This window comes from Janthinobacterium violaceinigrum (assembly GCF_009208555.1).
GTDB classification, from domain to species: domain Bacteria; phylum Pseudomonadota; class Gammaproteobacteria; order Burkholderiales; family Burkholderiaceae_D; genus Janthinobacterium; species Janthinobacterium violaceinigrum.
This window is the reverse complement of sequence record NZ_WFLI01000001.1, coordinates 31,570-56,990: the sequence shown is the minus strand read 5'-3', so window position 1 is coordinate 56,990 and position 25,421 is coordinate 31,570. Positions and strand designations below refer to the sequence as shown.

The window sequence follows — 25,421 nt, the reverse complement described above, 5'->3', positions numbered from 1 at the left end:
CGGCGTTCAGGGGCGCGCCAGGGTCGGGTAATCGCCCACCTGCAGGCTGAAGCCGGAAGCGTCCGAGCGCAGCTGCGCGTGGCCGCCGAACGGCAAGGTGACCCGGCGGCGGATGTGGCCGAATTCCAGCCCCGTCAGCACGGGTACGGGCAGGTGCTCGCGCACATAGGCCAGCATGGCGTCGAAATCGTAGCCGTTATCCATGGGGCTCAGTTTATACGCGGAAAAATCGCCGAGCACCACGGCTTGCTGGTGCTGAAGCACGCCCGCGTGCAGCAGTTGCAGCAGCATGCGCTCGACCCGGTACGGGTGTTCGTTGACGTCTTCCAGAAACAGGATGCCGTCATCGATTACCGGAAAATATGGCGTCCCCAGCAAATGCACGAGCATGGCCAGGTTGCCGCCCCACAGCTTGCCTTGCAGCTCGACATGCGGATTGCCAACGGACGCGCCCGTGACCGTGTGCGTGGGGCCTGCCAGGCACGACCACAGCTGGTCGAGCGTAAATTGCTCGGGCTCGTCGCGGATGAAGTCGTCGCAGATCATGGGGCCGGCAAAGCTGGCGCGTCCCGTCTTTGCCATCAAGCCCATGTGGAAAGCCGTGAAGTCGCTGTAGCCGACAAACAGTTTGCCGCTATCGGCCATGGCGGAAAAATCGATGTCGGGCAGGATGCGGCTGATGCCGTAGCTGCCGCGCAAGGCGATCACCACCTGCACGGCAGGGTCGGCCGCGGCCGCATGGAGCTGCGCCAGCCGGCCCGCATCCGTGCCGCCGAAGCGCTGAAACTTGTGTGCGTGGTCGTAGTAATTGTGGACGGTGGCGCCTTGCGCCTGCAAGCGGGCGATGCCGCGCGCCAGGGCCGCCTCGTCGGGCGCATAACCGCCCGGCGCGACGATGGCGATGCCAATCTCAGGTGTCTTCAAAATATGCCCAAGCCTTCAAAAAATGGTGGGCGCGCCTAGGCTGGCTGGGAGCGCATCTGGGGCGCCATCTTACCTTGCAGATGCACATCGATCAAGGCGAGCAGGCGCTCGATCAGCTGGGGCGGCATGTCATGCCCCATGCCCTCGATCACCTCGATGCGGGCGCCCGGAATCAGCGCCGCCGTATCGATGCCACAGGCGACGGGGATCAGGGGATCGGCCGCGCCGTGGATCACCAGTGCCGGACAACTGATGCTCGGCAGCAAGGCCGTGCGCTCGCCCGAGGCCGCGATGGCCACCATTTGCCGCGCCACGCCTTCGGGGCAACTGCCCCGCTGCAGCGCCGCTTCGATGCGCTGGTACAGCAGTTTTTCCGACACGGGATAGGCGGGACTGCCGATGACGCGCACGGTGGCGGCCATGTGCGCCATCAGTTCGGCGCGGCTGGCATTGCGTTTCGGACGTTGCAATAGCGCATTGCGCGCGGCCCGCGTGGGGCCGGGCAAGCCGCGCCGGCCGCTGCTCGACATGATGGATGTCAGGCTGAGCACCTGCTGCGGCGCGCGCGCCGCCATCACTTGCGCAATCATGCCGCCCATCGACACGCCGATCACGTGCGCCTGCGCAATGCGCAAGGCCGCCAGCAAGCCCAGCGCATCGGCTGCCATGTCATCGAGGGTGTAGGAAGTTTTCAGGGGCCAGCCGACGAGGTTTTTCAGGTAGGCCAGCGGCAGATACGGCTTGCCCGCCAGCGCCATCTTGCTTGACAGGCCGCTGTCGCGGTTGTCGAAACGCACTACCCGAAAGCCTTGCTCGACGATGCCTTCGACAAAGTCCGCCGGCCAGGCGATCAGTTGCATGCCCAGGCCCATGACCAGCAGCACGCACGGATCGTCGGGGTCGCCGTGGCTTTCATATGCTATATTGAGGCCGTTCGCCATGATGGTTGCCATGATTGCCTCTCTTCCAGGAACCAGCACGCAGGCACGATCGCTGCGGCCTTGGAGTCAGCATACCACTATTGCGATCTTGCCATCATGACTCATGCAGAAGTCGAACTGAAGTGTTGCCGCGCCGGTACGCCGGGCGGCAACGGTACGGCTATTTACTTGGCTTTTGGCAAGGAATCAGCCAGGTCCACCCACGCTTGCGGCTGCGGCTTGCCCCGCTCGCGCACGCCGAAGAAGGAGACCACTTGCGTGCCTTCGTTATCGAAGAACTCGACCGAGGTGACGCCGCCGCGCTTGACTACCCAGCCGCTGCGCAGGGCCGTATCGCGGATGTGCAGGTTGAAGTCCGGGTCCAGCACATTGAAGAAGCCGCCGGCGGCCATGGTTTTCTCGATCTTGCCGCTGTAGATCTGCGTCAAGCCTTCGTTGCCCAGGAACACCATGATGGCGACCTTGTCCTTCGCCGCATTTTCCAGCAGGGTGCGCAGGGCCGCTGGCGTCACGCGCTCGACCACGCCGGCCGGCGCCAGGCGCAGCGCCTGTTCGCGCGACAAATGGAATTCGCGCATGATTTGCGCAAACTGGTGTACGTCCGTCATGTCCTTCCAGGCCAGCTGGAATTCCTTGACGTCGATCTCGGCATCGGGCTTTTCCGCCGCTTTCGGCGCCACGGCCAGCACGTTCAATTCCGCGCTTTGCTGGGGCAGGCGGAAGGTCGCCACCAATTTATCGTAGACGGCCACGCCCGGCTCGTTGCGCAGGTAGATCTTGTGCACGGCCGTGCCGTTGGCATCGAAAAATTGCAGGCTGCGCGTGGGCTTGCCATCGCGGCCTGCTTGTTCCACGGCAAATGCGTATTTCCAGTTTTCAAAATGGAAACGCAGGTCGATCTGGCCGCCCAGGTAACCGCCCGCGATATTGCGCTGGCGCGCTTCCGTTTCCGGATCCTTGGCGTCGGCCTGCTCGGACTTGTCGCCCGCCTGCTTGAACTTGCTGGCGACGCCCGTCGTTTCGATCACGCCGTTTTCATTGCGCGTGATCGCTTGCACCATGCCCAGGTCCAGCGCGGCGCGCATGATTTCGCGCGGCTGGTTGCCATCTGCCTGCAGGCGCGTGACGCCCTTGCCGATGTTGGTTGCCAGCAATTGCGCTTCGGATACACCCAGCGCGCGCGCCGCGTCGCGGATCTGCAGCTTCGGCTGCTCCGTGCGCAAGGTGGACCAGCGTTCCGCCAAAGTGGCTGGGGCCGCGTATGCGTTTGCGATCAGCAGGCTGCCTAGCAGGGATAGAACGAGTTTGGATAACTTCATAGAGAGACCATTCAATCAAACATGGAAAAAAAGAGGGGCAGGCACCCCTCCCCGGTAAAAATCAGTAGTTGATGCTGAGGCTGGCGGCGACGTTGCGGCCCGGCTTGGCATAGCGCTCGATCTCGGCGCGGTTGGCCGCCGTGGTGCCGGCGGCCAGGCTGCGCGCAGCGGCGTAATCCCAGTACTTGCGATCCGTCAAGTTGTACACGCCGACGATGATTTTGGCGTTCTTGTGCACGTTCCAGTAGGTCGACAGGTCGAAGATGGTGTACGACGGCACCTTGTAGCGCGGCGCCGTCGTGCCCATCAACAGATCGTTCGGCGCCTGTTTCTCGCCTGCATGCAGGGCCGTCAGTTCCAGGCCGAACAGCTGGTTCGCATGGTCGTAGCCGAAGGTCAGCGCCGTCTTGGGCGGCGCCACCGAAGCCAGGCCGCCGCTCTGGCCCGTCTGGGTATTGAAGGAGCGGCCCTTGGCCACACCCGTGGCCAGGTCGACCCGGTAGCCCTGCATGGCGGGCGACCAGGCGCCCAGCTCCGCGCGCAGGCTCAGCTCGCCGCCCCAGGTGCGGGCATCGCCGATGTTTTCCGGGCGGAACAGGCCCTGCACGATGGTGGGATAGTTGACCGGATCGTCTTCCTGCGCCACATACTCGATCATGTTCCTGTATTCCGTCTGGTAGACGGAGGCGTGCATGCTCAAGCCCTTGACGATGTCGCCCTTCAAGCCCAGCTCGTAGGCTTGGCTGGTTTCCTTGCGCAGATTCGCATTGCCCAGCACGGCATAACCCGTGCCCGTGCCCGTGTAGCTGAAGGAATCATAGGTGCCCGTGCGCTCGGCCGCCGTCGGCAGGCGCGTGCCGCGCGTGACGGTGGCATAGGCATTCATTTGCGGCAGCACTTCCACGGACAGGCTCAGGCTTGGCGTGAAATAGGTATCGCTTTCCTTGCGCACTTCCTTGGCGGCATTGGGCACGGCGATGACATAGTTTTGCAGGTTTTTCGGTTCCAGCTTGCGGTAGTCGGCACGCAGGCCCGGCGTCAGCACGGCTTTCTTGCCGGCCACATTAAAACTGTAGTCATCGCGCACGTACACGGCCACCTTGGTGCTGTCCATGTCGGCCATGCGGTTCTTGCGCGTGATCTGGTGCACGCCCGTGGCGATGATGGTGCGGTCTTCCATCCATGGCCGGCGCGATTTGCTCTGCTCCAGCTGCACGCCGTACAGCAGCGCGTTGTCCGCGTTGAGCTGCTTGGTCGCTTCCGACGTCAGGCCGATGCTGTCATTCTTGAAGCTGGTGTCGATGGTGCGCTGCGACGGGCTGCCGAAGGTATAGCGGCCTTGCGTCTTGTCATCGATTTTCGCATTCTGCAGATACACCTTCGACGTCAGGCGGTCGAACAGGGCGAAGTCCTTCAGCGCCACGTCGTGGCCCAGGCTGACGCGCGTGCGCCTGGTGGTGGAATCTTGCTGCACGCCGGTCGGATAATATGTGCTGACCTTGTTGCGCAGATCGCGCTTGTTTTTGCGCTCGAACATGTCGACCGTCAAGTCCAGCTTTTGCTCGCCCGGCAAGGCCCACACCAGCTTGGACAGCAAGGCGTTCGAATGCCAGTCGTCCGGATTGACGGGGGCGCTGCCGCGGCTGTCCGTCTGCTCGCCATCGCGGTGCACGTACACGGCCAGGCCTTGCAGATTGGCGCCGATCTTGGCGGCGCCCGTCAGGGTGTGGGCATTGCTGCGGTCCGCCGTGGCGCGGCCGTATTTATACGCCACATAATGGTCCACGCCTTCGCCCAGGTAATCCTCGGGCGACTTGGTGATGAAGGCCACGCTGCCGCCCAGGCCGGGATTGGCGCCGCTGGCGGCCGTCGTGCCCGAATCGATGCGCACTTCGCGGAAGGTTTCAGGATCAAAATAGTCGCGGCCCGTGCCGAAGGCGTTCAAGGTGGTGCCATCCGGTTTCGGCGCCGCATCTGGCAGGGAAATGCCATCCACGTCCAGGCTGACCCGGTTGCCTTCCATGCCGCGGATGTTGTAGCCCGTGTTGCCCGAACCATCCCACACGCTGCCGGCGCCCGAGGCCGCCATTGGCGTGCTGATCAGTGGCTGATAGCGCACGATGCCGCCCATGTCCGTCACGCCGCGGCGTTCCAGGTCTTCGCTCGTGATGACCGTCTTGGTGCCCGCGCGACGCTCGTAATCCTGCTTGGCGTTCACGACGATTTCCGGGAAGACGGGCAGCTTGGCCGGTTCCTGCGCTGCCGTGCCCGCATTGATGGCGGCGTTTTGCGCGGCCACGGGCAGCATGGGGGCCGCAAACAGGCCCAGCAAGGCGGCGCGCAGCACCAGATTATGGCGGCGGACAGGCAGGTGGGCTGGGGATACGACGGGTGCAGCGGTGCGCTGCAAAAGCACAGTAGTCATGATGATCCGGTGGAAGAGTGAAGGCTGGCTCTTGAACCCGGATCGATGACGATGCGTAAGGGGAAAGTTTGCTGGCGAAAACAATACTGTAACACGAATCATTCTCATTTGAGAATGGCAAAGTGGTCTAGACAGATGTTATTTCGCAACAGTTATAAAAAATACCAGCCTGAATGGCTGGCAAGGGTGGCAAGGGGGGCAAGGCCATGGCGGCCCTGCCCTGTCCGGGCTGGCGTCAGCCCTGGGGAGCGGCCAGCTTGCGCGCTTCCGCCTGCGCGCGGCGGCGCTCGGCAAAGAAACGCCGGAGGAAGGCGCCGCACTCATCGGCCAGCACGCCGCCCTCGATGGCCGTCTGGTGGTTCAGCGCCGGCTGCTCGAACAGGTTCAACACGGAACCGCAGGCGCCCGTCTTCGGGTCGCCCGCGCCATACACGACGCGCGCCAGGCGCGCATGCAGCATGGCGCCCGAGCACATCACGCACGGTTCCAAGGTCACATACAGTTCGCAGCCGGGCAAGCGGTAGTTGCCCAGCTTTTCGGCGGCCACGCGCAAGGCCATCACTTCCGCGTGCGCCGTGGGGTCGTGGCGGCCGATGGGCTGGTTGTAGCCCACGGCGATGACTTCCCCATCCTTGACGACGACGGCGCCCACGGGCACTTCACCCAGGTCCCATGCGTGCTGGGCTTGCTCCAGGGCCAGCTGCATGTAGCGCGCGTCCTGCGCGCTAGCGTGCGTTTCAGTCATCGGTCACTTCTGCCCAGCAATTCGGCGTTTCATGCAGCACCAGTTTATGCAGGTGCAAGCCCGTGCCGAAATGGTCGGTAAACGCCGCTTTCAGGATGTCGAAGGCGATGCGCGCCAGGTTTTCCACGGTCGGGATGCGGTCGATGACGACGGTTTTATGGTCGGGCAGGCTGGCCAGGAAGTCGCGCACGGCCGCGTCCTTTTCATAGACGAGGAAGGCGTGGTCCCACACGTCGACCAGGTGCTGCTTGGCCAGGGTTTTCACGTCGGAAAAGTCCATGATCATGCCATTGTCGGAATTGCCTTCCGCTTCGATGACCTTGCCGACCAGGGTGATTTCCACCGTGTAGCGGTGGCCGTGCAGGTTGCGGCACTGGCTCTTGTGGTCGGGAATGCGGTGGCCCGCGTCGAATTCGAGCTTGCGTGTGATAGTCAGCATATTATTTGTTTTAAGGTATTTGCAGGAGTTTATGGGTTTGCAGGCTCAGCTTCCATTTCGGATTGCTTTTGCACGTTTCGATCGCCAGCTTCATATTGTGCGCAGCCAGGGGGCCATCCATCGCCTGCACGAAGAAGTTCTCGAAATCGAGGCCTTCGTAGGCGGCCAGGTCTTGCTGGAACTGGGGGATGACGACCTTGATCTCGTTACCCTTGTGCACGACCAGGGTAGAACCCATCTTCGGGCTGACGCAGATCCAGTCCACGCCGGACGGCACGGGCAAGGTGCCGTTGGTTTCGATGGCGATGGTAAAGCCCACGGCGTGCATGGCGTCGATCAGGGCCGTGTCCAGCTGCAGCAGCGGCTCGCCGCCCGTAAACACCACGTATTTGCTGGCGGCATAGCTGGCCGGCCACAGGCTGTCGATCAGCGCGGCCAGTTCGGCCGGCGTCTTGAACTTGCCGCCCAGTTCGCCGTCCGTGCCGACGAAATCCGTGTCGCAGAACTGGCACACGGCCGTGGCGCGGTCGCTTTCGCGGCCCGTCCACAGGTTGCAGCCGGAAAAGCGGCAGAACACGGCCGGACGGCCCGCGTGCGCACCTTCGCCCTGCAGGGTGTAAAAAATCTCTTTGATGCTATAAGTCACTGTATTTCCTAAGAGCTGGCTGGCGTCCTCGCGCAGGGCGTACGCAGCGATGCCGGCGCATGCCGCCGGAACCGCAAAAGCCGATTGACAACCCTCTATTATATGCCGCCACGACACTTCCCGTGCAAATGCCGTGGCCGCCGCCTGATGCCGGCGCGTCAGCGGGCAAGAAAGCCACAGCGGCGGGCTTAACTGCGCAGCTTTTGCGTTTAGACAATATAAATAACCCCAAGTTAATATATTTTCTGTAAGAACATTGCCTGATGGAAAACATTTAGGGAGCAAGCACATGCTGCACCGCTGGCTACGCCTGCCGTACCGCCTCAGCATTCTGGCCTGCCTGGCGGCCGGCGCGCTCGCGTCCCTGCATGCGGGCCACGCCGCCGGGCCGCTGGTGCAAGCCGACCCGTCCTGGTCGCTGATGACGGCTTGCGCCCTCCTGCTGGGCGCGCTGGCGCTGCTGCTGTGGCGCCAGCACCGGCTGGCGCTGCGCCTGCAGGCGCTGGAACAGCAGCGCGCCGATGCCGGGCAGGCCCGCCTGGCCTGCGAACAGCGCAAGGCGCGCGAGCAGGAACGCCTGCGCATCGGGCGCGATATCCACGACGACCTGGGCCAGCATTTGCTGACCCTGAAAATCGACCTGGCCATGCTGCAGGCCAGCACGCATGGCGCCACGCCCTTGCTGGCGCGGCAGCTGGCCATGATGGCGCACAATGTCGACCTCAGCATCGCCGCGCTGCGCCGCGTCATCCACGACCTGCGCCCGCCCGCCCTCGATGCGGGCTTGCAAGCGGCGTGCGACGGCTTGCTGGCGGACTTCCAGCGCAGCACCGGCATCGATTGCAGCTGCGAATACCTGCTCGACGCCGCCGCCGGCAGCGCACACGGTCCCCTGCTGTACCACGCGCTGCAGGAGGGGCTGGCCAATATTGCCCGCCATGCGCGCGCCACGCATGTCCAGCTATGCTTGCAACAAGTGGGCGACACCCTGGCATGCCGCATCAGCGACGACGGTGTCGGCCTGTCGGGCTCGCCGCCACGCCTCGGTTGCGGCCTGTCCGGCATGCATGAACGCGTGGCTGCAGCCGGCGGCAGCCTGCACATCGAAAGTCTCAGCGGCGCCGGCACCACCTTGCGCCTGTCGCTGCCGCTGGCCGCCTGCCCGGACGGGTCCCCGGTCCAGGGCTGATAGTCGTGCACAATAAATATTGCTCAAGATCAACACCTTCCACCCCGCCACGCTGCATCATGGCCAACGAGCCCGCCCCATTCACCCATGAAGGATGCTTACATGCCGGATAGCCATGCCTACGCCAGCGCATCGCCCCACGATGAAGCCCAGGGTTTCGCCGTCAAGATGATGGAATTGCTGGTGGTGCCCACCTTTGTCCTCGATGTGCATGGCCGGGTGATGATCTGGAACCGCGCCTGCGAGCAGCTGACGGGCGTGCCGGCCAGCGAAGTGCTGGGCATGACCGAGCCGGGCCGCTGCTTTTACAACGACGAGCGCCCCACCCTGGCCGACCTGCTGCTGGCCGGGCGGGGCGGCGACATGCGCGCGCTGCATGCACAGCAGCAGTACCGCAGCAGCACGGGCACCAATCTGTGCGCGGAAAACTGGTGCGACATGCCGCGCACGGGGCGGCGCCGCTACCTGGCCGTCGATGCCAGCCCCATCCACGGCAATGTCGGCGAACTGGTGGCCGTGGTGGAAACCCTGCGCGACATGACGGACGAGAAGCGCGCGCAGGTGGAACTGGAACGCCTGGCCACGCGCGATGGCTTGACGGGCCTGGCGAACCGGCGCTGCTTCGACGACACCGTCCTCGCCGAATGGCAGCGCGCCCAGCGGCAAAGCCAGCCCCTGTCGCTGCTGATGGTCGACGTCGACAATTTCAAGGAGTACAACGACAGCCACGGCCACCAGGGCGGCGACCTGTGCCTGCGCAAGGTGGCCGGCGCCGTGGCCAGCGAAATGCGCACGAACGACCTGGTGGCCCGCTATGGCGGCGAAGAATTTGCCGTCATCCTGCCGAACCAGTCGCTGAAAGGCGCGGCCATCGTGGCCGAGCGCATCCGCCAGCGCGTGGAGCGGCTGCAACTGCCGCGCAAGCGCGCAGACGGCGCCTGCGTCACCGTCAGCATCGGCGCCGCCACGGCCCTGCCCGGCCCCGGCACGGAACTGGGCCAGCTGATCCACACGGCCGACTGCGCGCTGTACCGCGCCAAGCACCTGGGCCGCAACCGCATCAGCCTGCCGGAGACGACACTCACCTAGGCCCCGGGGCCAGCGCATCCCGCTGCCGCCCCTCCCTGAGTTTTTCCGCGCAGCAGTTCCCTCCCCTATGCATGACGGCGTGAATATTCTATGCTGCGGTGTTGCACTTTCATAACATCCCAAATAGAAGGAGCCCCCGTGTCAAGAGCCATGCCCCTGTTTATCCCCGCTTTCGCCCTGGCCCTGTCGGCCATGGCCTCGTCGAACCTGGCCGCCGCGCCCGTCAAGCCGGCCGCCGCCAACAGCGCCACCGCCAGCAAGGCCGACCTGCTGCCATTCAAGGCGACGGAAAAAACCTTGCCCAACGGTTTGAAAATCATCATCGTGCCGACCGGCTTCCCCAACCTGGTCTCGCTGCAGATTCCCGTGCAGACGGGTTCGCGCAATGAAGTCGAGCCGGGCAAGTCCGGCTTTGCCCACTTCTTCGAGCACATGATGTTTCGCGGCACCAAGGCCTATCCGCCCGAAAAATACCAGGAAGTGATCACCCGGGCCGGCGCGCGCCAGAACGCCTACACGAGCGACGATCTGACCAATTACCACACGACGTTTGCCAAGCAGGACCTGGAAACCGTGCTGAAGGTGGAAGCGGACCGCTTCCAGCACCTCGATTACGCGGAAGACGCGTTCAAGACGGAATCGCGGGCCGTGCTGGGCGAGTACAACAAGAACAGCGCCAATCCCGTGTCGAAACTGTTCGAAGTGATGCGCGACAGCGCCTACACCACGCATACCTACAAGCACACGACGATGGGCTTCATCCAGGACATCGAAGACATGCCGAACCAGTACGCGTATTCGAAGATCTTCTTCGACCGCTGGTACCGTCCCGAGCGCACCACCATCATCATCGCGGGCGACGTGGAACCGCAGCAAGCGATCGCGCTGGTGGAAAAATACTGGAGCAACTGGCAGCGCGGCAAGCAGCAGGCGGCCGTGCCCGTGGAACCAAAACCGCACGGCCCCGTCTACAAGCACGTGGCCTGGCCCACGCCGACCCTGCCGTGGGTGGCCGTGGGCTTCCACGCGCCTGCGTTTTCCGTGAAGGACAAGGACCAGGCGGCGCTGGCCACCCTGCTGTCGCTGTCGTTCGGCCGCACCTCGCCTTTATATAAACGCCTGGTGCAGAACGAACAGAAGGTCGACCAATTGTTCGACATGACGCCGGACCGGGTCGATCCCACCCTGGCCGTGATCGGCGCGCGCGTGAAAAACATCGACGACGCCGTCTACGTGCGCAACGCTATCCTGGCCACCGTGGCCCAGCTGCGCGACACGCCAGTGAGCGACAAGGACCTGGCGGACGCCAAGTCGGCGGAAAAATACGGCTTGATCCGCTCGCTCGACAACACGGAACAGATCGCCGGCACCCTGGCGTCCTTCGTGCATTTCGACCGTTCGTACGCCACCATCAACCAGTACTACCGCCTGATCGACACGCTCACGCCGGCCGACCTGCAAGCGGCCGCGCGCAAATACCTGACGGACGAGGGCCTGGTGGTGACCACCCTGTCGAACCAGCCGATGGCAGCGGCCATCGCCGCCACGCCGACACTGGCCAGCCTGCTGCCGGCCGCCTCGACCGCGAAGTTCGACGTGCTGGTGCAAAAATCCGCGCTGCCGCAAATCCGCTACAAGCTGCTGTTCATGGCTGGTTCCGCGCAAGACCCGCAGGGCAAGGAAGGCCTGGCCGCGCTGACGGCCGCCATGGTGGCGTCGGGCGGTTCGTCCGAGCGCAAGATCGACGAGGTCAACCAGGCCCTGTTCCCGCTGGCCGGCAGTTTTTCCCAGCAGACGGACAAGGAAATGACGACGTTTACGGGCTCCATCCACAAGGATAACTGGACCCAGTTCAACGCCATCGCCCTGCCCCTGCTGCTCTCGCCCGGCTTCCGCGAGGACGACTTCCGCCGCCTGAAGGATGCGCAGCGCAACGCGCTGCTGCTGGACCTGAAGGACAATAACGAAGAGGAGTTTGCCAAGGAGCGCCTGCAGACGAACGTCTACGCGGGCACGCCGTACGGCCATCCCGTGCTGGGCACGGTGGCCGGCATCGACACCATCACCCTGGACGACGTGAAGCAGTTCTGGAAGAGCGCGTATGCGCAAGGCGCCGTCAAGGTGGGTATTTCCGGCGACGTGTCGGACGCCATGACGGCTTCGCTGACGCAGGCGCTGGCAAGCTTGCCGGCCGGTCCCGGCTTGCCTGCCACGGTGAAACCCGCGGGCCGCAAGGCCCAGGGCCTGGAAGTGGAAATCATCGAGAAGAACACGCGCGCCACGGCGATTTCCTTCGGCCTGCCGCTGGACGTGACACGCACGCACCCGGACTTCCCCGCCCTGTGGCTGGCGAAAACGTGGCTGGGCGAGCACCGCGCCTCGAATTCCTATCTGTACCAGCGCATCCGTGAAATCCGCGGCATGAACTACGGCGATTACGCGTACATCGAAGCCTTCCCGCGCGGCATGTACCAGTTCTTCCCGAATCCGAACCTGGGCCGCAAGGCGCAGCTGTTCGAGGTATGGATCCGTCCCGTGGCGCCGGACAACGCCCACTTCGCCCTGCGCGTGGCCCTGACGGAATTGGGCAAGCTGATCGACAACGGCCTGACGCAGGACGATTTCGCCACTACGCGCGACTACCTGATGAAGAACGTGTTTGTCATGACCTCGACGCAAGACCAGCAACTGGGCTATGCGCTCGACTCGCAATGGTATGGCACGCCCGAGTTCACCAAGCTGATGCGTGACGGCTTGTCGAAACTGACGCTGGCCGACGTCAACCGCGCCATTAAACAGCACCTGTCGGCGAAGAACCTGTCCGTGGTCATCGTCGCCAAGGATGCGGCAGGCTTGAAGGATAAGCTCGTCAGCGACGCGTTTTCGCCCATCAAGTACGACGGCAACAAGCCGCAGGCCCTGCTCGATGAAGACAAGGTCATCGGCGCGATGAAGCTGGACATCAAGCCAGCCGCCGTCACCGTCACGCCGGCGGCGCAAGCGTTCGCCAAATAGCGCGGCAACGCACCAGATAAAGGCAGCCATGGCCGCCAGCATAATGCTGGCGGCTTTTTTTATGCACGAAAATGATGCATCGCAGCACCAGGCTCTAATTATGTTCCGACATTATCTGATTATCTCCCGGCATTATCTCGCCCTCCCCAGCAAGGCCAGCGATAATCGCCGACGCACCAAAATTGTGCATCTGCAAAATATTACAAATGTAAAAATTTGCAACATTCATGGACATTTGAAAAAATGACAATTTATTAAAGCGCGGATGAAATTTAAAATAAACGCATATAAAACAAATACTTACACAATGCACGGCGAATATTTTCATTGCACATAATGCAATTATCCGGGATTTATTAGCACAGTTTCTTTTTCCCACCATCAATTTTTTACCAAATATGTAAGCACAAAAATATTCTAGATTAACTGTTGTGTCAACGTGACAATATTAAAAAAAAACATAGCGCGACGTTTCCGAAGATGTTTTGATAAAGGTCTAGGCAAAACTGTTTATACGGTTCTGCAACAAAAATCGCTCAAGCGATCCACTAGACCGGGAAAGCTGGCCATCGCATAACGATGGTCGGCCATGTGTTCAGCAGTTGAAAATTGATGGAGAATATTTTGTTCAAAAGAATAGTCTTAAAACAAAGCGTCATCGCTGTCGCCCTCACCTTATCTTCCTCGCAACTGGTATATGCACAGCTGGCTCCGCAAGAGCCGGCGCTGCAAAAAATCCTGATCACCGGCTCCAACCTGAAACGGGCCGACAAGGAAGGCACCTCGCCTGTCGATGTGATTACCGCCAAGGACATCAAGGACAGCGGCGTGTCGACCGTTGCCGAACTGATGAAGCTGGTACCATCGATGGGTACCGACACCAATCAGGACCAGGCCAGCGGCAGCGGTTTTGCCAAGGGCGTCGCCACCGCCTCGCTGCGCGGGCTGGGCTCGAGCTCCACCCTGATCCTGCTGAACGGACGGCGCATGACGCCATCGGCCTACGCCGACCCGAACAACGGCAACTCCACCCTGTATGACTTGAACAGCATTCCCCTGTCCGCGCTGGACCGTGTCGAAATCCTGAAAGACGGCGCATCGGCCGTCTACGGCTCGGACGCCATCGGCGGCGTCATCAACTTCATCACCAAATCGAACTACCGCGGTGCGCAAATCGCCGGCAATGCGGGCGCGAATGACGACGGTCTGTTCCGCCGCAAGAACGTCAATGGCTTCTTCGGCACGGGCGACCTTGAGACCGATGGCTACAACGTCTTTGCCGCCGTCGACTTCTCGCAACGCGACCGCGTTGCCCGCCGCGACGTCAAGGACATTGCCTACTCGACCTACCAGGACTTGAACGGCCGCTTCCGCTCCAACTACTCGAGCTCCATCTCGAAGTATGCGGCGGTGTACCGCGAATCGGCGCCAGGTTCGCGCAACTTCGGCGTCACCCAGGCAAACGCGCCGCAGCGCCTGACGTTCAACCTCGGCTGCGATGCGTCGCAACAGATCACGGGCGGCGTCAAGGATGGCCTGCTGCCGACGAGCGTGCTGATCGGCCGCACCTTCTGTAACTATGACGCCGATCAATTTCTCGAAGGCCAGGGCGACGGCCGCGATGCGAGCGTACTGAGCCGTGGCACCTTGAAGCTCAGCAACTCCATCACGGGCTACGCCGAAGCGGCATACACGCGCTCCTCGCGTTCGTACACGGGCGCGCCGATCACGCTCGGCACGACCTCCGTCACCAACTACATGGCGACGGGCCTGGCCGATCCATTCCAGGTCATCCTGCCGATTGGCCATCCGGACAACCCGCTGACGAATGCCCGTGCTTCGGTCGCCTACCGCTTTGAAAACCTGCGTGGCGGCTCGGAAACGGTCAACCAGAACATGCGCCTGCTGACGGGCCTGCAAGGCGACCACTTCGGCTGGAGCTGGGACACGGGCCTGCTGTGGAACCGCTCGGAACGCGATGAAACGCAATATGGCCGCCTGTACCTGCCGACCTTGCGCAAGCTCAACACCGGTACGTCGCTGGCACAACTGGCGGCCGATCCGACCATCAGCTACGATCCGAAAAGCGAAGGCGTGGCGGAAATCGTCCAGCTGGACGGCAAGGCCAGCACGGAATTCGGCAAGCTGGGCGGCGGTGCCATGGGCCTGGCCGTCGGCTTCGAACTGCGCCAGGAGAAAATCCGCATCGATCCGGACAGCAAGGTTGCCAACGGCGAGATCTACGGCCAGTCCAATACCATTATCGACGGCCAGCGCAACGTCAAGTCGGCCTTCGTCGAGCTGCGTACGCCATTCACCAAGAGCTTCGAGATGGACTTTGCCGGCCGGGTAGACAAATATCCTGGCATCAAAACCAACTTCGTGCCGAAAGTGGGCGCCAAGTGGACCGCCACCGATACGCTGGCCTTCCGCGGCACGTATGCCGAAGGTTTCCGCGCTCCGGCGCTGTCGCAAGTGACGCCAGGCGGCGCGCAATTCTTCCTGTCCGGCGTGTGGGATCCGAAACGCTGCCAGGAAGATGAAAGCACACCGCGTCCCGGCGGCGTGACGGCCGACTGCAGCAAATCGATTTCCGGCGTCGGTGGCGCCAATCCGGACCTGAAGCCGGAAACGTCGAAAAGCTACTCGCTGGGCCTGATCTACTCGCCGACCTCCAACATCGACGTGGTCGTCGACGTGTACCGCGTACGCAAGGAAAAAGAAGTGGCGCTGGGTACGGCCAGCGAAGCGCTGAAAAACGAAGACCGCTCGCCGGAAAACGTCTTGCGCGACCAGAACCCGGCCAACTTCATTACCGATGCGAACGGCAATCCGATTCCCGGCACGGGCACCCTGCTGTCGGTCAAGACGCCTTGGTCCAACCAGGGTTCGACCGAACTGCGCGGTGTCGACTTCGAAGGCCGTCTGCGTAACAAGCTCGGTGAATGGGGTTCGCTCAGCACCGCCTTGCGTGGCACCTACGTCTACAGCTACAAGCTGGAGCAGCATGAAGGCGACACGGTCAGCAATGTGACCGGCACGCGTCCAGGTCTGTACGACTGGCAATTGTCTACCGGCACCGACATGCCGAAAGTCAAGGCTTCGCTGACCACCAACTGGACGCTTGGCGACCATAGCGTCAACGCCTCGCTGAACTTCGTTGGCAGCGTATCGCTCAAGCGTAACCGCGACGGCGCCCAGATCTACGACCAGCCTTTCTGCTACTACGGCACGAAGAAGCCTACCGATGCGGCGCCGGATCGCAATACCACGATCCCTGGCTACGAAGCGGCCTTCCCGGACTGCAAAGTGGCCAGCTGGACCACGGTGGGCCTGGGCTATACGTACACCGGCTTCAAGAACCTGAGCCTGGGCATCAACATCCAGAATCTGTTCGACCGCGCCGCACCGTATGATCCAGGCTACCCAGCCGTCGGCTACAACGAAGGCTTGCATAACGCCTATGGCCGTTACTTCACCTTCAATGCGCGCTACACGTTTTAATTAACGGTACGCACAAGCAAACGCCTCCTTCGGGAGGCGTTTTTTTTTGACCGCTACTCGAAGGGATTGGCCACCGACGTCACCTCGGGCGGCGGCAGCTGGTCAGGCAGTTCCTGCTTTTCCAGCTGGGCCACCACGTCGCCCAGCAGTTTTTGCAGCTGTTTCGCCAGCGCCAGGCCCGGCTTGTCCAGGGTCAGGTCGATGTCGCCGCTGATGCTGATGCGGTCGACACGGTTTTCGACGGTCAGGCCGCCGATTTCCAGCACATCGCTTTCATTGGCGTAGGGGACGAATTTCTTTGCGCACATATGACTTCCTCTTAAGCGGATTATTTTTTGGACTTGCTATTGACCTTGGGCAAACTCAGCATGCGCAGCTTTTGCTGCCGCGACAGCGACGGTAACAGATCGATGCCGATCCTGTCTTCCAGTTGCGCAATGCTCAGCACTTCATACGCCTTGGTATCGACGTTTTCGATGAAATAGGCGGCACCGGCGCGCTGACGCGGGCTGTACACGGCCTTGTACAGATGGCTGGGCACAATGACTCTTCCCACCTTGCGCAGGTTACCGCCGATAAAGGCCGGCCCCGTGATCACGTACAGGTCGCCCTCTTTCTTCGCCATCTTGCGCACGGCGCCTTCGATGCCGGCCCACACATAGCGGTTGTTGCGCGCGTCTTGCGGCACCATGTTGGCCAAGGTAAAGCTGTCGCGCTGGCTCTTGCGGTCCGGCATGTCGCCGTTCGGTGCCATGTGGCCACGGTCGAAGCCGCTGCGCGCATAGTCGGCCAGTTCCGCGCGCTGGGCGGCGGGCAGCTGGCGTTCGGCGTGGAAGGAGTTTTCGCGCGACAAGTCCTGCGCCGCTTCGAGGTTGTTCGCCGTCAAGTGCTCGGCCGACCACAGGGGCGTGCGCGTGATACCCGAGTGCATCACGCCAAACACCGTGTAGCACAGTTCTTTAGTCGCCACGTCCAGCTTGGGGTTGGTGATTTCCGGCTTGCGGCCATCGACATAATGGGCGGGACAGGCGTCGGCATGCGCCAGGTTCGCGGCAAAGGCGGAAGCCAGCACGCCGCACGCCAGGGTCAGCCTGGCGATCGATCGATGAATCATATTTCCCTTTGAAATCTTTGCAGGCCAGCATTCTAGCGGACGGCGGCCCCCGCCACAAACCTGTACAGCCTGGCGTGTGCGGCGGAGAATGGGCGTGCAGGCGGCCCTGCACAGAACTGGCGCAAATAAAGCCCAACAAGCAGCGCACAGCCATTCATATCTGCTAAGATTGCCTTGATTCGTTCGCATCGACCATTCAAGATTTGGAGAGCATATGATCAAAAAAACCCTGCTGTTGATCGTCGTCGTCGTCGCCGCCATCCTCGGCTATGCCACCACCAAACCCGACACCTTCAGTGTCCAGCGTGAAATCACCATCAAAGCCCCGCCCGAGAAAATCGCCGGCCTGATCACGGATTTCCACTACTGGGCCGCCTGGTCGCCGTGGGAAAAGCTCGATCCGGCCATGCGCCGCACGTTTACGGGACCGGCCAACGGCCTGGGCGCGCAATATGCGTGGCAAGGCAATGACAAGGTGGGCGCCGGACGCATGGAAATCATGGAAGCGGCCCAGCCCGAACGCACCGTCATCAAGCTGGACTTCCTCAAGCCGTTCGAAAGCCACAACACCACCACCTTCAGCATGACGCCCGAGGGCGACGGCACCAAGGTGAACTGGACCATGACGGGCCCCAGCCCTTACGTCAGCAAGGTCATGACGGTCTTCGTCAGCATGGACAGGATGATCGGCAAGGATTTCGAGAAGGGCCTGGCCAACCTGAAAGCGGCGGCGGAGCGCTAAGCCCCCGCTATGCAAGCTAAAACAGGGCCCGCGCGGCCCTGTTTTTCATCGTGCGCGCACTTTTGCAGCGCGCTCTGCGGCAAGGGCACGCGCCGTCAGAACTGCTCGATCCAGGCCGCCAGATGGTCTGGCGTGAGCGCCGGTTCAGCCTGCACCACCTTGCCCTGCAAGCCTTGCTCCGTCTTGCTCAGCTGCAAAGACCAGCCGCGCCGCGCCAGCCACAGCAGGCTGGCCAGCCAGAACGCGTGGGTGGGCGAAACGGGCGTGGTGGTGGGCGTTTCCAGGAATTCCGTCAGCAGCCGGCCATCGAGGAACAGCGCCGTGCCGCCCTGGTTTTGCAGCGATGCGCCAAACGCGGGCAGCAGCATGTCGACCGCCTGTTCCACGCCCCGCCCCGGATGCTCGCGCTCGAGCGCGTCGAGCTGCTGGCGCACGGCGGCGGCAAACGCCGTGCCGCGGAACGCTTCCGAACTGACCAGGTCGGCATAATCCATCAGCAGCCAGTCCGGCTCGGGCGGCGTGACGCCGGCCGTCAGGGCCGCCGACAGATACGCTTCCACAGGCAGCTGCTGTTCCGGACCGGCCAGGCTGGCGCACAGCGCGTACAGGGTGCCGATGCGGTTGGCGACGGCTTGCCGCTGGCGCACCATCAACTTTTCGCGCAGCAGCTGGGCATGCTCATTGCGCAGCCGTGCCAGTTCCAGCGCCTGCTTCAATTCCATGCGCAGGGCCGCGATATCCCATGGTTTCTGGATGTAGCGGTGGATCTGCCCCTGGTTGACGGCTTCCACCGTGTGCTCCAGCTCGGAATACGCGGTGGTCAGGATGCGAACGATATGCGGATGGCGGTCCCAGGCATAGGACAGCAGCTCGTTGCCGTAGGCGCCCGGCATGCGCTGGTCCGACACCAGCACGGCGATGCGGTCGGCCTGCTCGTCGAGGATGCGCTTGCCCTCCTCGACCGAGGTGGCCGTCAGCACGTTGGCCAGCGGCGCGATAGCGCGCTGGAAATATTTGAGGGCGTTGGCCTCGTCATCGACATAGAGTATCGTCGGCAAGCCTTGCGCCGGCTCAAGCTGAGCCGGTAAACGCAGATTGGCGTCAATCATGCTCGTTCCTTATATGTACTGGAAAATTCAGGGTTACCGTGGTGGAATTGCCAAACTCGGTGGCGATATCGAGGTTGCCGCCAAACGACTGCATCATGCGGTGACAGAACACCATGCCCCAGCCCTTGCGCTCGTCGCCGCTGGCACTGACGGGGTCGATCAACAGCTGCTCGACAATGTCGGGCGCGATGCCGGCGCCATTGTCGCGCACCTGGATGCGGCCGGCATCGATGCGGATGCCGATGGCCGGGTGGGCTTGCTCGCCGGCCGAGCGCAAGGCATTGGCCAGCACCGACGAGAGTATCAGCGCGACGCAATTGGGCGACTCGGCAATGGCGAAATCCTCGCCCTGCTCGACCGTGATGGCGGCGCGCTGGGCCGTGCTCAAGGGATAGCTGTCGAGCAAGGCGGCCAGCAGCTGGCGCGCGCTGCCGGCGCTGCGTCCGCCCTGCATGCCCGGTCCCGCGCTGGCCAGGCGCACCGTGTCGACAAAGCTGCCCAGCACGGACAGGCAATAGCGCGCATTGTCGTGCATCAAGGCAGCGGCCTCGCCGATCTCGGCCTGCGGCGCGGCATCCGCCTGCGCGCGCCGCGCGATGCCGCGGGCAAAATTGGCGATGGCCGCCAGCGGCGTGTTCAATTCATGCGCGAGGAAGGCCAGCGATTCCTCCATCGCCACCAGGCCCTGCCGGCGCGCGGCCCGCTCGCGGCCCGTCTGCACGGCCAGCTGCAGTGCCGTCTGCATGACGTTCAGGTCGAGCGGCTTTTCCAGCAGGCGGAACAGCGAGCCGCCATTGATCAGCTCCAGCAGCACGTCCTTGTCCGCGTACGCCGTCACCAGCATGCAGACGATGTGCGGATAGCGCTGCGCCACTTCCTGCAGCAGCTCGCTGCCCAGGCGGTCCGGCATGCGGTAATCGGTCACGAGCACATCGACTTGGGCGGCCTCGTCTTCCAGCAAGGCCAGCGCCGCATCGACGCTCTGCGCCGTCAGCACGCGGTAGCGCGAGGCCGCGGCGCGCTCGAAATACTTGCAGGCGAGCGCCTCGTCGTCCACATACAGCACGCTGGCGCGGCTATCGTTGTCCATGCTAACGGCCCTCCCAATCGGAGCGCTGCAAGTCGAAATTCATGCTGGCCCATTCGCCCAGCTCGCTTTCGGCGCTCAAGGTGCCGCCGTGGCGTTCGATCACGCCATAGCTGATGCTCAGGCCCAATCCCAGGCCCTGCCCCACTTCGCGCGTGGTAAAGAACGGTTCGAACACGCGCGCCAGGTTTTCCGGGGCGATGCCGGGACCGTTGTCGCGCACGCTGATGCGCAGGCGGTTCTCTTCCCAGTGGGCCGTGATGCGGATCTCGAACGGCGGCGCATTGCCCTTGCGCATGGACAGCACGGCATTGCCCAGCAAGTTGATCAGCACGCCCACGATGGCGGCCTCGTCGCCGCGCACCAGGGTGTCGACGGGCAAGTCGTGGCTGATGCTGACATTTTTCGTTTCATGGCCCACCAGGCGGATGGCCGCGTCGAGCGCGCTGCGGAACTGGAAGTGTCCCGTTTCCAGCTGGTTGCCGCTCTTGCGGTAGGCAAAGGTCTTCAAGTCGGAAACGATGTGCTGCACGCGCAGCATGCCCTGCTTGGCGTCGGCCAGGCATTCGCTGACGAGCGCGCTTTGCTTGGCGGCCGGATCTTCGATGGCCACCTCGATGGCCATCATGCAGAAATTCACGGGATTGTTCACTTCATGCAGCATGCCCGCCGCCAGGGTGCCGATGGCGGCCATTTTCTCCTGCTGCAGCATCTGTCCCTTGATATCGGCCAGGCTTTTATTCGTTTCTTCCAGCTGCGTGTTCTTTTGCGCCACTTCCGCCTTCAGCTGGAACAGCATGAAACGGGCGCGCTCATTGAAATAGGTAAACACGGCACTGATGCTGGCCGACATAATGAGGAACAAGCAATTGACGACGAACGTGCCCGCCAGGTCGAAACCGCCCGCATGCCAGGCACAGGCAGCCACGTACAGCAGGCAGGAGATGGCGCCGAAAACCATATTCTGCCACAAGCCGAAGGCCAGCACGATGCCCGACGAATAGATGGCCAGGGTCATGCCCACGTAATAGATCGAGGTGGCGCCTTCCGTGACGGCAATCATCCAGGCGATCATGATTTGCGGCAGGATCAGCCAGACAAAGGTGAGGCCCTGGATGCGGTCCTGCGCCCAGCGCGTGCGCATGGCCAGCACGACGCAGAAGATCAGCACCGACACGAGGATGCGCGCACCGGTGAAGGCCGACTGCTTGTCCGGATACAGGGCCGAATCGAGGCCCATGCCCAGCAGGATCAGCACGATGCCCGTGTAGGCCCCGCCGCGGCTGAATTCCAGGCGAAAGTCGCGCAGAACGGCCGTGTAGCCGGCGTGCAGGCCTGGAGTGTCCATCAAGGAATGCTCACTTCCGCGAACACATTCACGCCCGTCGCGTCGACATAGATTTTCGGCTCGATCGCATGTTCGGGCAGCAAGGCCGACAAGCTCGCTTCATTGCGATAGATCAAATGCCACTCGAGCAAATGCTCCATGCCGAACTTGCCCGGATTGTCGGCGTGCACATTGGTCACCAGCAGGCGGCCGCCCGGCCCCACGCGCGAGGCAAAGTGCAGCAGCAGGCGCGCGCAGACCTTGTCCGACAGATAGTCGAACAGGCCGGCGCAATACACGGCGTCAAAAACGCCGGGCAAGCCCGTGGCGCCCGAACCATGGCGGCGCTTGAGCAGGTTGTGCACGGAGTCGTGCACATAGTCGATTTCCACCACGCGTCCCGTGCGCTGCATGATGGTGGTCAGGCGCGCGCGCGTCCAGTCCAGGGTCTCGCTGCTGAAATCGACCAGCTCGAAAGCCAGCCACTGCGCATCGGGGCACGTTTCCAGGAAACGCTGCACCTCGATGGCGGGGCCGCAGCCCACGTTGAGCACTTTGTAGACGCGTCCGGCCGCGCGGGCCGCGGCGGCCTTCTGCGACAGGAACTCCGTCAGGATATCGATGCGGTTGCGGTGCGCCGTGGCGACGGCCGCCTGCAGGAAGGCGGCATTAACGATCTGAAAGTAGGTGCTCGGTCCCTGGCGCGGATCGTCCAGCAGCTGGTTGACCATCTGGTAGTCGCCCGCATAGCCGAGCGGCTTGGTAAACGTGCGGAAGACGAACGGCGCGCGCAGGATCAGCGGATGCAGGGCCGCCTGGGCAAACGCGCGGTGGGCCGGCGCCCGCTCTTCCTCGACGAGCGACGCTTCCACCTCGAGCTGGCGCAGATACAGCTGGGTTTGCTCCATCAGCGGCAAGGCCAGCTCGTCGAAGATATCGGGGCGCAGCCTGCCATTTTCCTTGGGCAGCGAGTCCGACAAGTCGACCTGCTCGACCCAGCGCGCCACTTCCGACAGGAAGGCGCGCATTTCGTTGACGACGATCTGGTAGTCGCGCCGGATGCGGAAGCGCTCGCCCCAGCCCGCGACAAAGGCGCTGGACTCTTTCAGCACGGCGCCCTTGACGACCACCACGTCGCTCAGTTCGCGCCACTCGTCGATCAGGGTCACGGAAACGATGGCGGTCAGGCCCGTGTTGACGCTGCTGATGACGACGGCCTTGCCCACGTAGGCGTTCTTCGCCCCCATGCGTACCGTCACGTCATTGAGCACCTCGCTGACCTGCACAATCGAGTATGGATTGTAGATTTCCATGACCAGCGAATTGCGCTGCAAGTTGAAAATCGTGCCGCGCACCGCCTCACCCTGGGTGTTGCGGAAACTGACGACTGGATCGATCTGCGATTGTGAATACACGATTGAGCATTATCAAGTTGCCCGGTTTCCGGCGCGCCACACTGGGGACGCCATTTTCCAGGCTGGGTTAAGGCACGGCACACCGGTCATCGCCGCCGGCCCGCCATCGGTATGGCGGCGTTACGGCGTCGTTTGACGCCTTGCCGGATCGCCTCAAAGCGCGTCTGTTCGCTCTCTGATCGAGTGTACTATGGATGTAGCAGAACGGGCAATTGTTCCCTCCGGAACGACTACCTGTGGCGCTGGCGCGCAACGCCCCCGTTCATCCGGCCACGAACAGGGCCAGCGCGTGACGCAGCAGCTGCGGCGTTTGCCCCGTCCAGCGCTTGAACGAGCGGCGGAAGTTGGTGGCATCATGAAAGCCGAGGTAGGCAGCCACGGCATCGTTGTCGTAGCCATGCGCCTGGAACAGATAGATGGCCTTGTGCGCGCGCACCTGGTCCAGCTCGGCCTGGAAATGCGTGCCATGGCGCGCCAGGTGGCGCTTGAAGGTGGCGGGACTGACGCCAAACTCCTGCGCCGTGCGCTCCAGGGTGGGCGCGCAGCGGATGTTGGCCAGCAGATAGTCGTACAGCGCGCCCAGCAGGCTGGCGGCAGGCACGGGCGCCAGGGCCGCCGCCCGCAAGGCCAGCGCGGCCGCTGTCGCATTGCCGCGCGGCCAGGGCTTGTCGAGCCAGCTGGAATCGATGAGCATGGCATCGACCTGGCAATCGAAACGCAGCGCCTGGCCCAGGTGCACCTCATGCTGCTCCACGTGACGGGGCCGCGCCCGGTTGAAGCAAAAGCGCCAGGGCAAGGATTCCCCCGCCAGCCAGCGGCACATGGCCGCCAGCGCCGTCATGTGCATTTCCACCAGAAACGGCAACTGGCTCGGTGCACCGAACGCATCGACCCAGTACAGCACATGCATGTCGCCCGCCTCGCGCAAGCGCGGCTGCAGCAGCGGACACAGCAAGGTATGGAATCCGCACAGGATGCCCAGCGCCTGGCGCAAATTCTGCGCCTGCAGCAAGGCGTGGCTGGCCGCACCGTAATGGCCGGGCAGCATTTGCTGGCCCAGCATGAAGCTGGTGTCGGCACTGTCCAGGCCGCGCGCCACATTGGCCAGCAATTGCAGGTATTGCGCGGCGCTGACCTGGCTTTCCGCGGACGGCAGCGCGCCCCCATCGAGACCAGTCCCCTTGAGCAGGGGCGCCGTGGCCAGCTCGCGGCTGCGCGCATAATCGAGTACCAGCGCGGGCTGGTGGTGGGCCGCGATGCTGGGGTCGCCTTGCTGGTTCAGGAGCATCAGGCAGGCGCGGTGGCATTGACGGCGGAACCGGGCCGCGGCGTTTCCACTGCACGGCTCAGTTCCGCGAGCACCACTTCCGGCACGCCATCGGTCAGCGCGCAGGCATGGCGCAGGCTCAGGCGGATTTCGCGGTTGTCGTTCGTGTGGTGGCGCATCTGCCCTACCATCGCGCACAGGTGGCGCGCCTTCGCGGCCGCATCTTCGCGCGACACGCCTGGCATCAGCACGGCAAAGCGGTCGCCCGCATAGCGGCACAGCAAATCGTCATTGCGCAAGTTCAACAGCAGCATATGGCCCACGGCTTGCAGCACGCGGTCGCCTTCGCGGTGGCCGTATTCGCGGTTAATCAGGTGAAAGCTGTCGATGTCGAGCAAGACCAAGGCGCAGTCGAGGCCGGGCCGGCGCTCCTGCTCCAGGCGCATCTGCGTGCGCAGGTAGCTGGCGTCGGCCAGTTGCGTGATGCGGTCGAAGGCGCGGTGGTCGCGGAACAGGCGTTCGCGCTTTTGCAGGTGTTCGTTCAGGCGAAACTGTTCCTGGCGCCAGTAATACATGCCGATCGTCAGCACCAGCATGCCGAACGGAATCAAGGCTTCCAGCCAGTTATCCCACACGGCACTCTTATCGACGGCAAAGAATTCATCGAGGCAATCAGCCCAGGAGCCCAGCATGATGGCGCACAGGCCGCCTGCGATCAGGCTCGTCACGCGGCCGCGGGGACGGCTGCTGAGAGTGAACAAGAACCAGATGCCCGCCATGACGGCCGTGCCGCCTTCGCAGACGATATCCATCCACTTCCAGATGGCAAACGGTTTAACGTGCCCAAGTGTGGCGTACAGGAAAAAGAACAGGGGCAACGCCAGCGCGGCGGCAATCAGGCTGTTACGGTGCAACGGCAGCATGTGGGGAACCTTTAAAAGTGGTGCTGTCGCCACGATAGCGCCCGCCCATGACGGCACGATGACATGCCCCACGCCCGTGCGGCAGGTGCAAACGGCTCATCATTCGTAGCCCAGCCGATGCAAATCCGGCAAGCCATTGCCCATGCGCCCTGCGCTGGCAGGTCATTTCAGCTCACCATGGTTTATTTCCGTTCGGAAAGC

At 63.0% G+C, this 25,421-nt stretch carries 21 protein-coding genes; 6 read left to right on the top strand and 15 right to left on the bottom strand.

Going from position 1 to position 25,421, the window contains the following annotated elements; all coding sequences use genetic code 11:
* Positions 1–6: 6 nt before the first annotated feature.
* From ldcA to queE, 7 genes are all read right to left on the bottom strand, one after another.
* Positions 7–924: a muramoyltetrapeptide carboxypeptidase gene (gene ldcA, locus GCN75_RS00280; protein ID WP_152280830.1), complete on the bottom strand. Its 918-nt coding sequence runs from the start codon at positions 922–924 to the stop codon at positions 7–9.
* Between the two features lie 35 nt (positions 925–959).
* Complete coding sequence (locus GCN75_RS00275) at positions 960–1,877, bottom strand: alpha/beta fold hydrolase (RefSeq protein WP_152280829.1); 918 nt, start codon at positions 1,875–1,877, stop codon at positions 960–962.
* Positions 1,878–2,029: 152 nt separating this feature from the next.
* The gene (locus GCN75_RS00270; protein WP_152280828.1) at positions 2,030–3,184 is read right to left on the bottom strand and encodes a hemin-degrading factor; all 1,155 of its coding nucleotides are present in this window, start codon (positions 3,182–3,184) and stop codon (positions 2,030–2,032) included.
* Between the two features lie 61 nt (positions 3,185–3,245).
* On the bottom strand, positions 3,246–5,609 hold the full coding sequence (locus tag GCN75_RS00265; protein WP_152280827.1) for a TonB-dependent hemoglobin/transferrin/lactoferrin family receptor: 2,364 nt from the start codon (positions 5,607–5,609) through the stop codon (positions 3,246–3,248).
* A 235-nt stretch (positions 5,610–5,844) separates the two neighbouring features.
* Positions 5,845–6,354: a tRNA adenosine(34) deaminase TadA gene (gene tadA, locus GCN75_RS00260; protein WP_152280826.1), complete on the bottom strand. Its 510-nt coding sequence runs from the start codon at positions 6,352–6,354 to the stop codon at positions 5,845–5,847.
* Entirely contained in the window at positions 6,347–6,793 is a 447-nt protein-coding gene (gene queD / locus GCN75_RS00255; RefSeq protein WP_152280825.1) for a 6-carboxytetrahydropterin synthase QueD, read from the bottom strand. Before queD ends, tadA begins: the two co-directional genes overlap by 8 nt.
* A 10-nt stretch (positions 6,794–6,803) precedes the next feature.
* Entirely contained in the window at positions 6,804–7,439 is a 636-nt protein-coding gene (gene queE, locus GCN75_RS00250) for a 7-carboxy-7-deazaguanine synthase (RefSeq protein ID WP_152280824.1), read from the bottom strand.
* 289 nt (positions 7,440–7,728) lie between these two features.
* On the opposite strand from queE, the gene GCN75_RS00245 reads away from it, so the two are divergent.
* The 5 genes from GCN75_RS00245 (at position 7,729) to GCN75_RS00225 (ending at position 16,236) form a co-directional block, all read left to right on the top strand.
* Entirely contained in the window at positions 7,729–8,628 is a 900-nt protein-coding gene (locus GCN75_RS00245) for a sensor histidine kinase (protein WP_152280823.1), read from the top strand.
* A gap of 102 nt (positions 8,629–8,730) precedes the next feature.
* Complete coding sequence (locus GCN75_RS00240; RefSeq protein ID WP_152280822.1) at positions 8,731–9,717, top strand: sensor domain-containing diguanylate cyclase; 987 nt, start codon at positions 8,731–8,733, stop codon at positions 9,715–9,717.
* A gap of 138 nt (positions 9,718–9,855) precedes the next feature.
* A complete protein-coding gene (locus GCN75_RS00235; protein ID WP_226940953.1) occupies positions 9,856–12,732 on the top strand; it encodes a M16 family metallopeptidase in 2,877 nt (958 codons plus the stop codon).
* Between the two features lie 28 nt (positions 12,733–12,760).
* Positions 12,761–12,979 (top strand): hypothetical protein, encoded by a 219-nt coding sequence (locus tag GCN75_RS00230; protein WP_152280821.1) that lies wholly within the window; start codon positions 12,761–12,763, stop codon positions 12,977–12,979.
* 377 nt (positions 12,980–13,356) lie between these two features.
* The gene (locus tag GCN75_RS00225; RefSeq protein WP_193317328.1) at positions 13,357–16,236 is read left to right on the top strand and encodes a TonB-dependent receptor plug domain-containing protein; all 2,880 of its coding nucleotides are present in this window, start codon (positions 13,357–13,359) and stop codon (positions 16,234–16,236) included.
* Positions 16,237–16,289: 53 nt separating this feature from the next.
* Here the strand turns inward: GCN75_RS00225 and GCN75_RS00220 are convergent, their stop codons facing one another.
* Together GCN75_RS00220 and GCN75_RS00215 are read right to left on the bottom strand one after the other, a co-directional pair.
* Positions 16,290–16,544: a nucleotidyltransferase family protein gene (locus GCN75_RS00220; protein WP_152280819.1), complete on the bottom strand. Its 255-nt coding sequence runs from the start codon at positions 16,542–16,544 to the stop codon at positions 16,290–16,292.
* Positions 16,545–16,564: 20 nt separating this feature from the next.
* On the bottom strand, positions 16,565–17,350 hold the full coding sequence (locus GCN75_RS00215) for a DNA/RNA non-specific endonuclease (RefSeq protein WP_152280818.1): 786 nt from the start codon (positions 17,348–17,350) through the stop codon (positions 16,565–16,567).
* A 214-nt stretch (positions 17,351–17,564) separates the two neighbouring features.
* Between GCN75_RS00215 and GCN75_RS00210 the strand changes: the two genes are divergently transcribed.
* On the top strand, positions 17,565–18,092 hold the full coding sequence (locus GCN75_RS00210; protein ID WP_152280817.1) for an SRPBCC family protein: 528 nt from the start codon (positions 17,565–17,567) through the stop codon (positions 18,090–18,092).
* A gap of 95 nt (positions 18,093–18,187) precedes the next feature.
* Here the strand turns inward: GCN75_RS00210 and GCN75_RS00205 are convergent, their stop codons facing one another.
* From GCN75_RS00205 to GCN75_RS00180, 6 genes are all read right to left on the bottom strand, one after another.
* On the bottom strand, positions 18,188–19,201 hold the full coding sequence (locus GCN75_RS00205) for a response regulator (RefSeq protein ID WP_152280816.1): 1,014 nt from the start codon (positions 19,199–19,201) through the stop codon (positions 18,188–18,190).
* Positions 19,194–20,291, bottom strand: coding sequence for a hybrid sensor histidine kinase/response regulator (locus GCN75_RS00200; RefSeq protein WP_152280815.1), 1,098 nt, complete (start codon positions 20,289–20,291; stop codon positions 19,194–19,196). Before GCN75_RS00200 ends, GCN75_RS00205 begins: the two co-directional genes overlap by 8 nt.
* 1 nt (position 20,292) lies before the next feature.
* Complete coding sequence (locus GCN75_RS00195) at positions 20,293–21,636, bottom strand: sensor histidine kinase (protein WP_152280814.1); 1,344 nt, start codon at positions 21,634–21,636, stop codon at positions 20,293–20,295.
* Positions 21,636–23,030: a class I SAM-dependent methyltransferase gene (locus GCN75_RS00190; protein ID WP_152280813.1), complete on the bottom strand. Its 1,395-nt coding sequence runs from the start codon at positions 23,028–23,030 to the stop codon at positions 21,636–21,638. Before GCN75_RS00190 ends, GCN75_RS00195 begins: the two co-directional genes overlap by 1 nt.
* A 262-nt stretch (positions 23,031–23,292) precedes the next feature.
* Positions 23,293–24,318 (bottom strand): AraC family transcriptional regulator, encoded by a 1,026-nt coding sequence (locus GCN75_RS00185; protein WP_152280812.1) that lies wholly within the window; start codon positions 24,316–24,318, stop codon positions 23,293–23,295.
* On the bottom strand, positions 24,318–25,220 hold the full coding sequence (locus GCN75_RS00180) for a GGDEF domain-containing protein (protein ID WP_152280811.1): 903 nt from the start codon (positions 25,218–25,220) through the stop codon (positions 24,318–24,320). Before GCN75_RS00180 ends, GCN75_RS00185 begins: the two co-directional genes overlap by 1 nt.
* Between the last annotated feature and the right edge of the window lie 201 nt (positions 25,221–25,421).

Excerpts from the sequence above, each read along its gene's own strand:
- GCN75_RS00275 (WP_152280829.1), bottom strand. The coding sequence starts at position 1,877 with ATGGCAACCATCATGGCGAACGGCCTCAATATAGCATATGAAAGCCAC.
- GCN75_RS00270 (WP_152280828.1), bottom strand. The coding sequence starts at position 3,184 with ATGAAGTTATCCAAACTCGTTCTATCCCTGCTAGGCAGCCTGCTGATC.
- GCN75_RS00265 (WP_152280827.1), bottom strand. The coding sequence starts at position 5,609 with ATGACTACTGTGCTTTTGCAGCGCACCGCTGCACCCGTCGTATCCCCA.
- tadA (WP_152280826.1), bottom strand. The coding sequence starts at position 6,354 with ATGACTGAAACGCACGCTAGCGCGCAGGACGCGCGCTACATGCAGCTG.
- queD (WP_152280825.1), bottom strand. The coding sequence starts at position 6,793 with ATGCTGACTATCACACGCAAGCTCGAATTCGACGCGGGCCACCGCATT.
- GCN75_RS00245 (WP_152280823.1), top strand. The coding sequence starts at position 7,729 with ATGCTGCACCGCTGGCTACGCCTGCCGTACCGCCTCAGCATTCTGGCC.
- GCN75_RS00240 (WP_152280822.1), top strand. The coding sequence starts at position 8,731 with ATGCCGGATAGCCATGCCTACGCCAGCGCATCGCCCCACGATGAAGCC.
- GCN75_RS00230 (WP_152280821.1), top strand. The coding sequence starts at position 12,761 with ATGGCCGCCAGCATAATGCTGGCGGCTTTTTTTATGCACGAAAATGAT.
- GCN75_RS00220 (WP_152280819.1), bottom strand. The coding sequence starts at position 16,544 with ATGTGCGCAAAGAAATTCGTCCCCTACGCCAATGAAAGCGATGTGCTG.
- GCN75_RS00215 (WP_152280818.1), bottom strand. The coding sequence starts at position 17,350 with ATGATTCATCGATCGATCGCCAGGCTGACCCTGGCGTGCGGCGTGCTG.
- GCN75_RS00210 (WP_152280817.1), top strand. The coding sequence starts at position 17,565 with ATGATCAAAAAAACCCTGCTGTTGATCGTCGTCGTCGTCGCCGCCATC.
- GCN75_RS00205 (WP_152280816.1), bottom strand. The coding sequence starts at position 19,201 with ATGATTGACGCCAATCTGCGTTTACCGGCTCAGCTTGAGCCGGCGCAA.
- GCN75_RS00200 (WP_152280815.1), bottom strand. The coding sequence starts at position 20,291 with ATGGACAACGATAGCCGCGCCAGCGTGCTGTATGTGGACGACGAGGCG.
- GCN75_RS00195 (WP_152280814.1), bottom strand. The coding sequence starts at position 21,636 with ATGGACACTCCAGGCCTGCACGCCGGCTACACGGCCGTTCTGCGCGAC.
- GCN75_RS00185 (WP_152280812.1), bottom strand. The coding sequence starts at position 24,318 with ATGCTCCTGAACCAGCAAGGCGACCCCAGCATCGCGGCCCACCACCAG.
- GCN75_RS00180 (WP_152280811.1), bottom strand. The coding sequence starts at position 25,220 with ATGCTGCCGTTGCACCGTAACAGCCTGATTGCCGCCGCGCTGGCGTTG.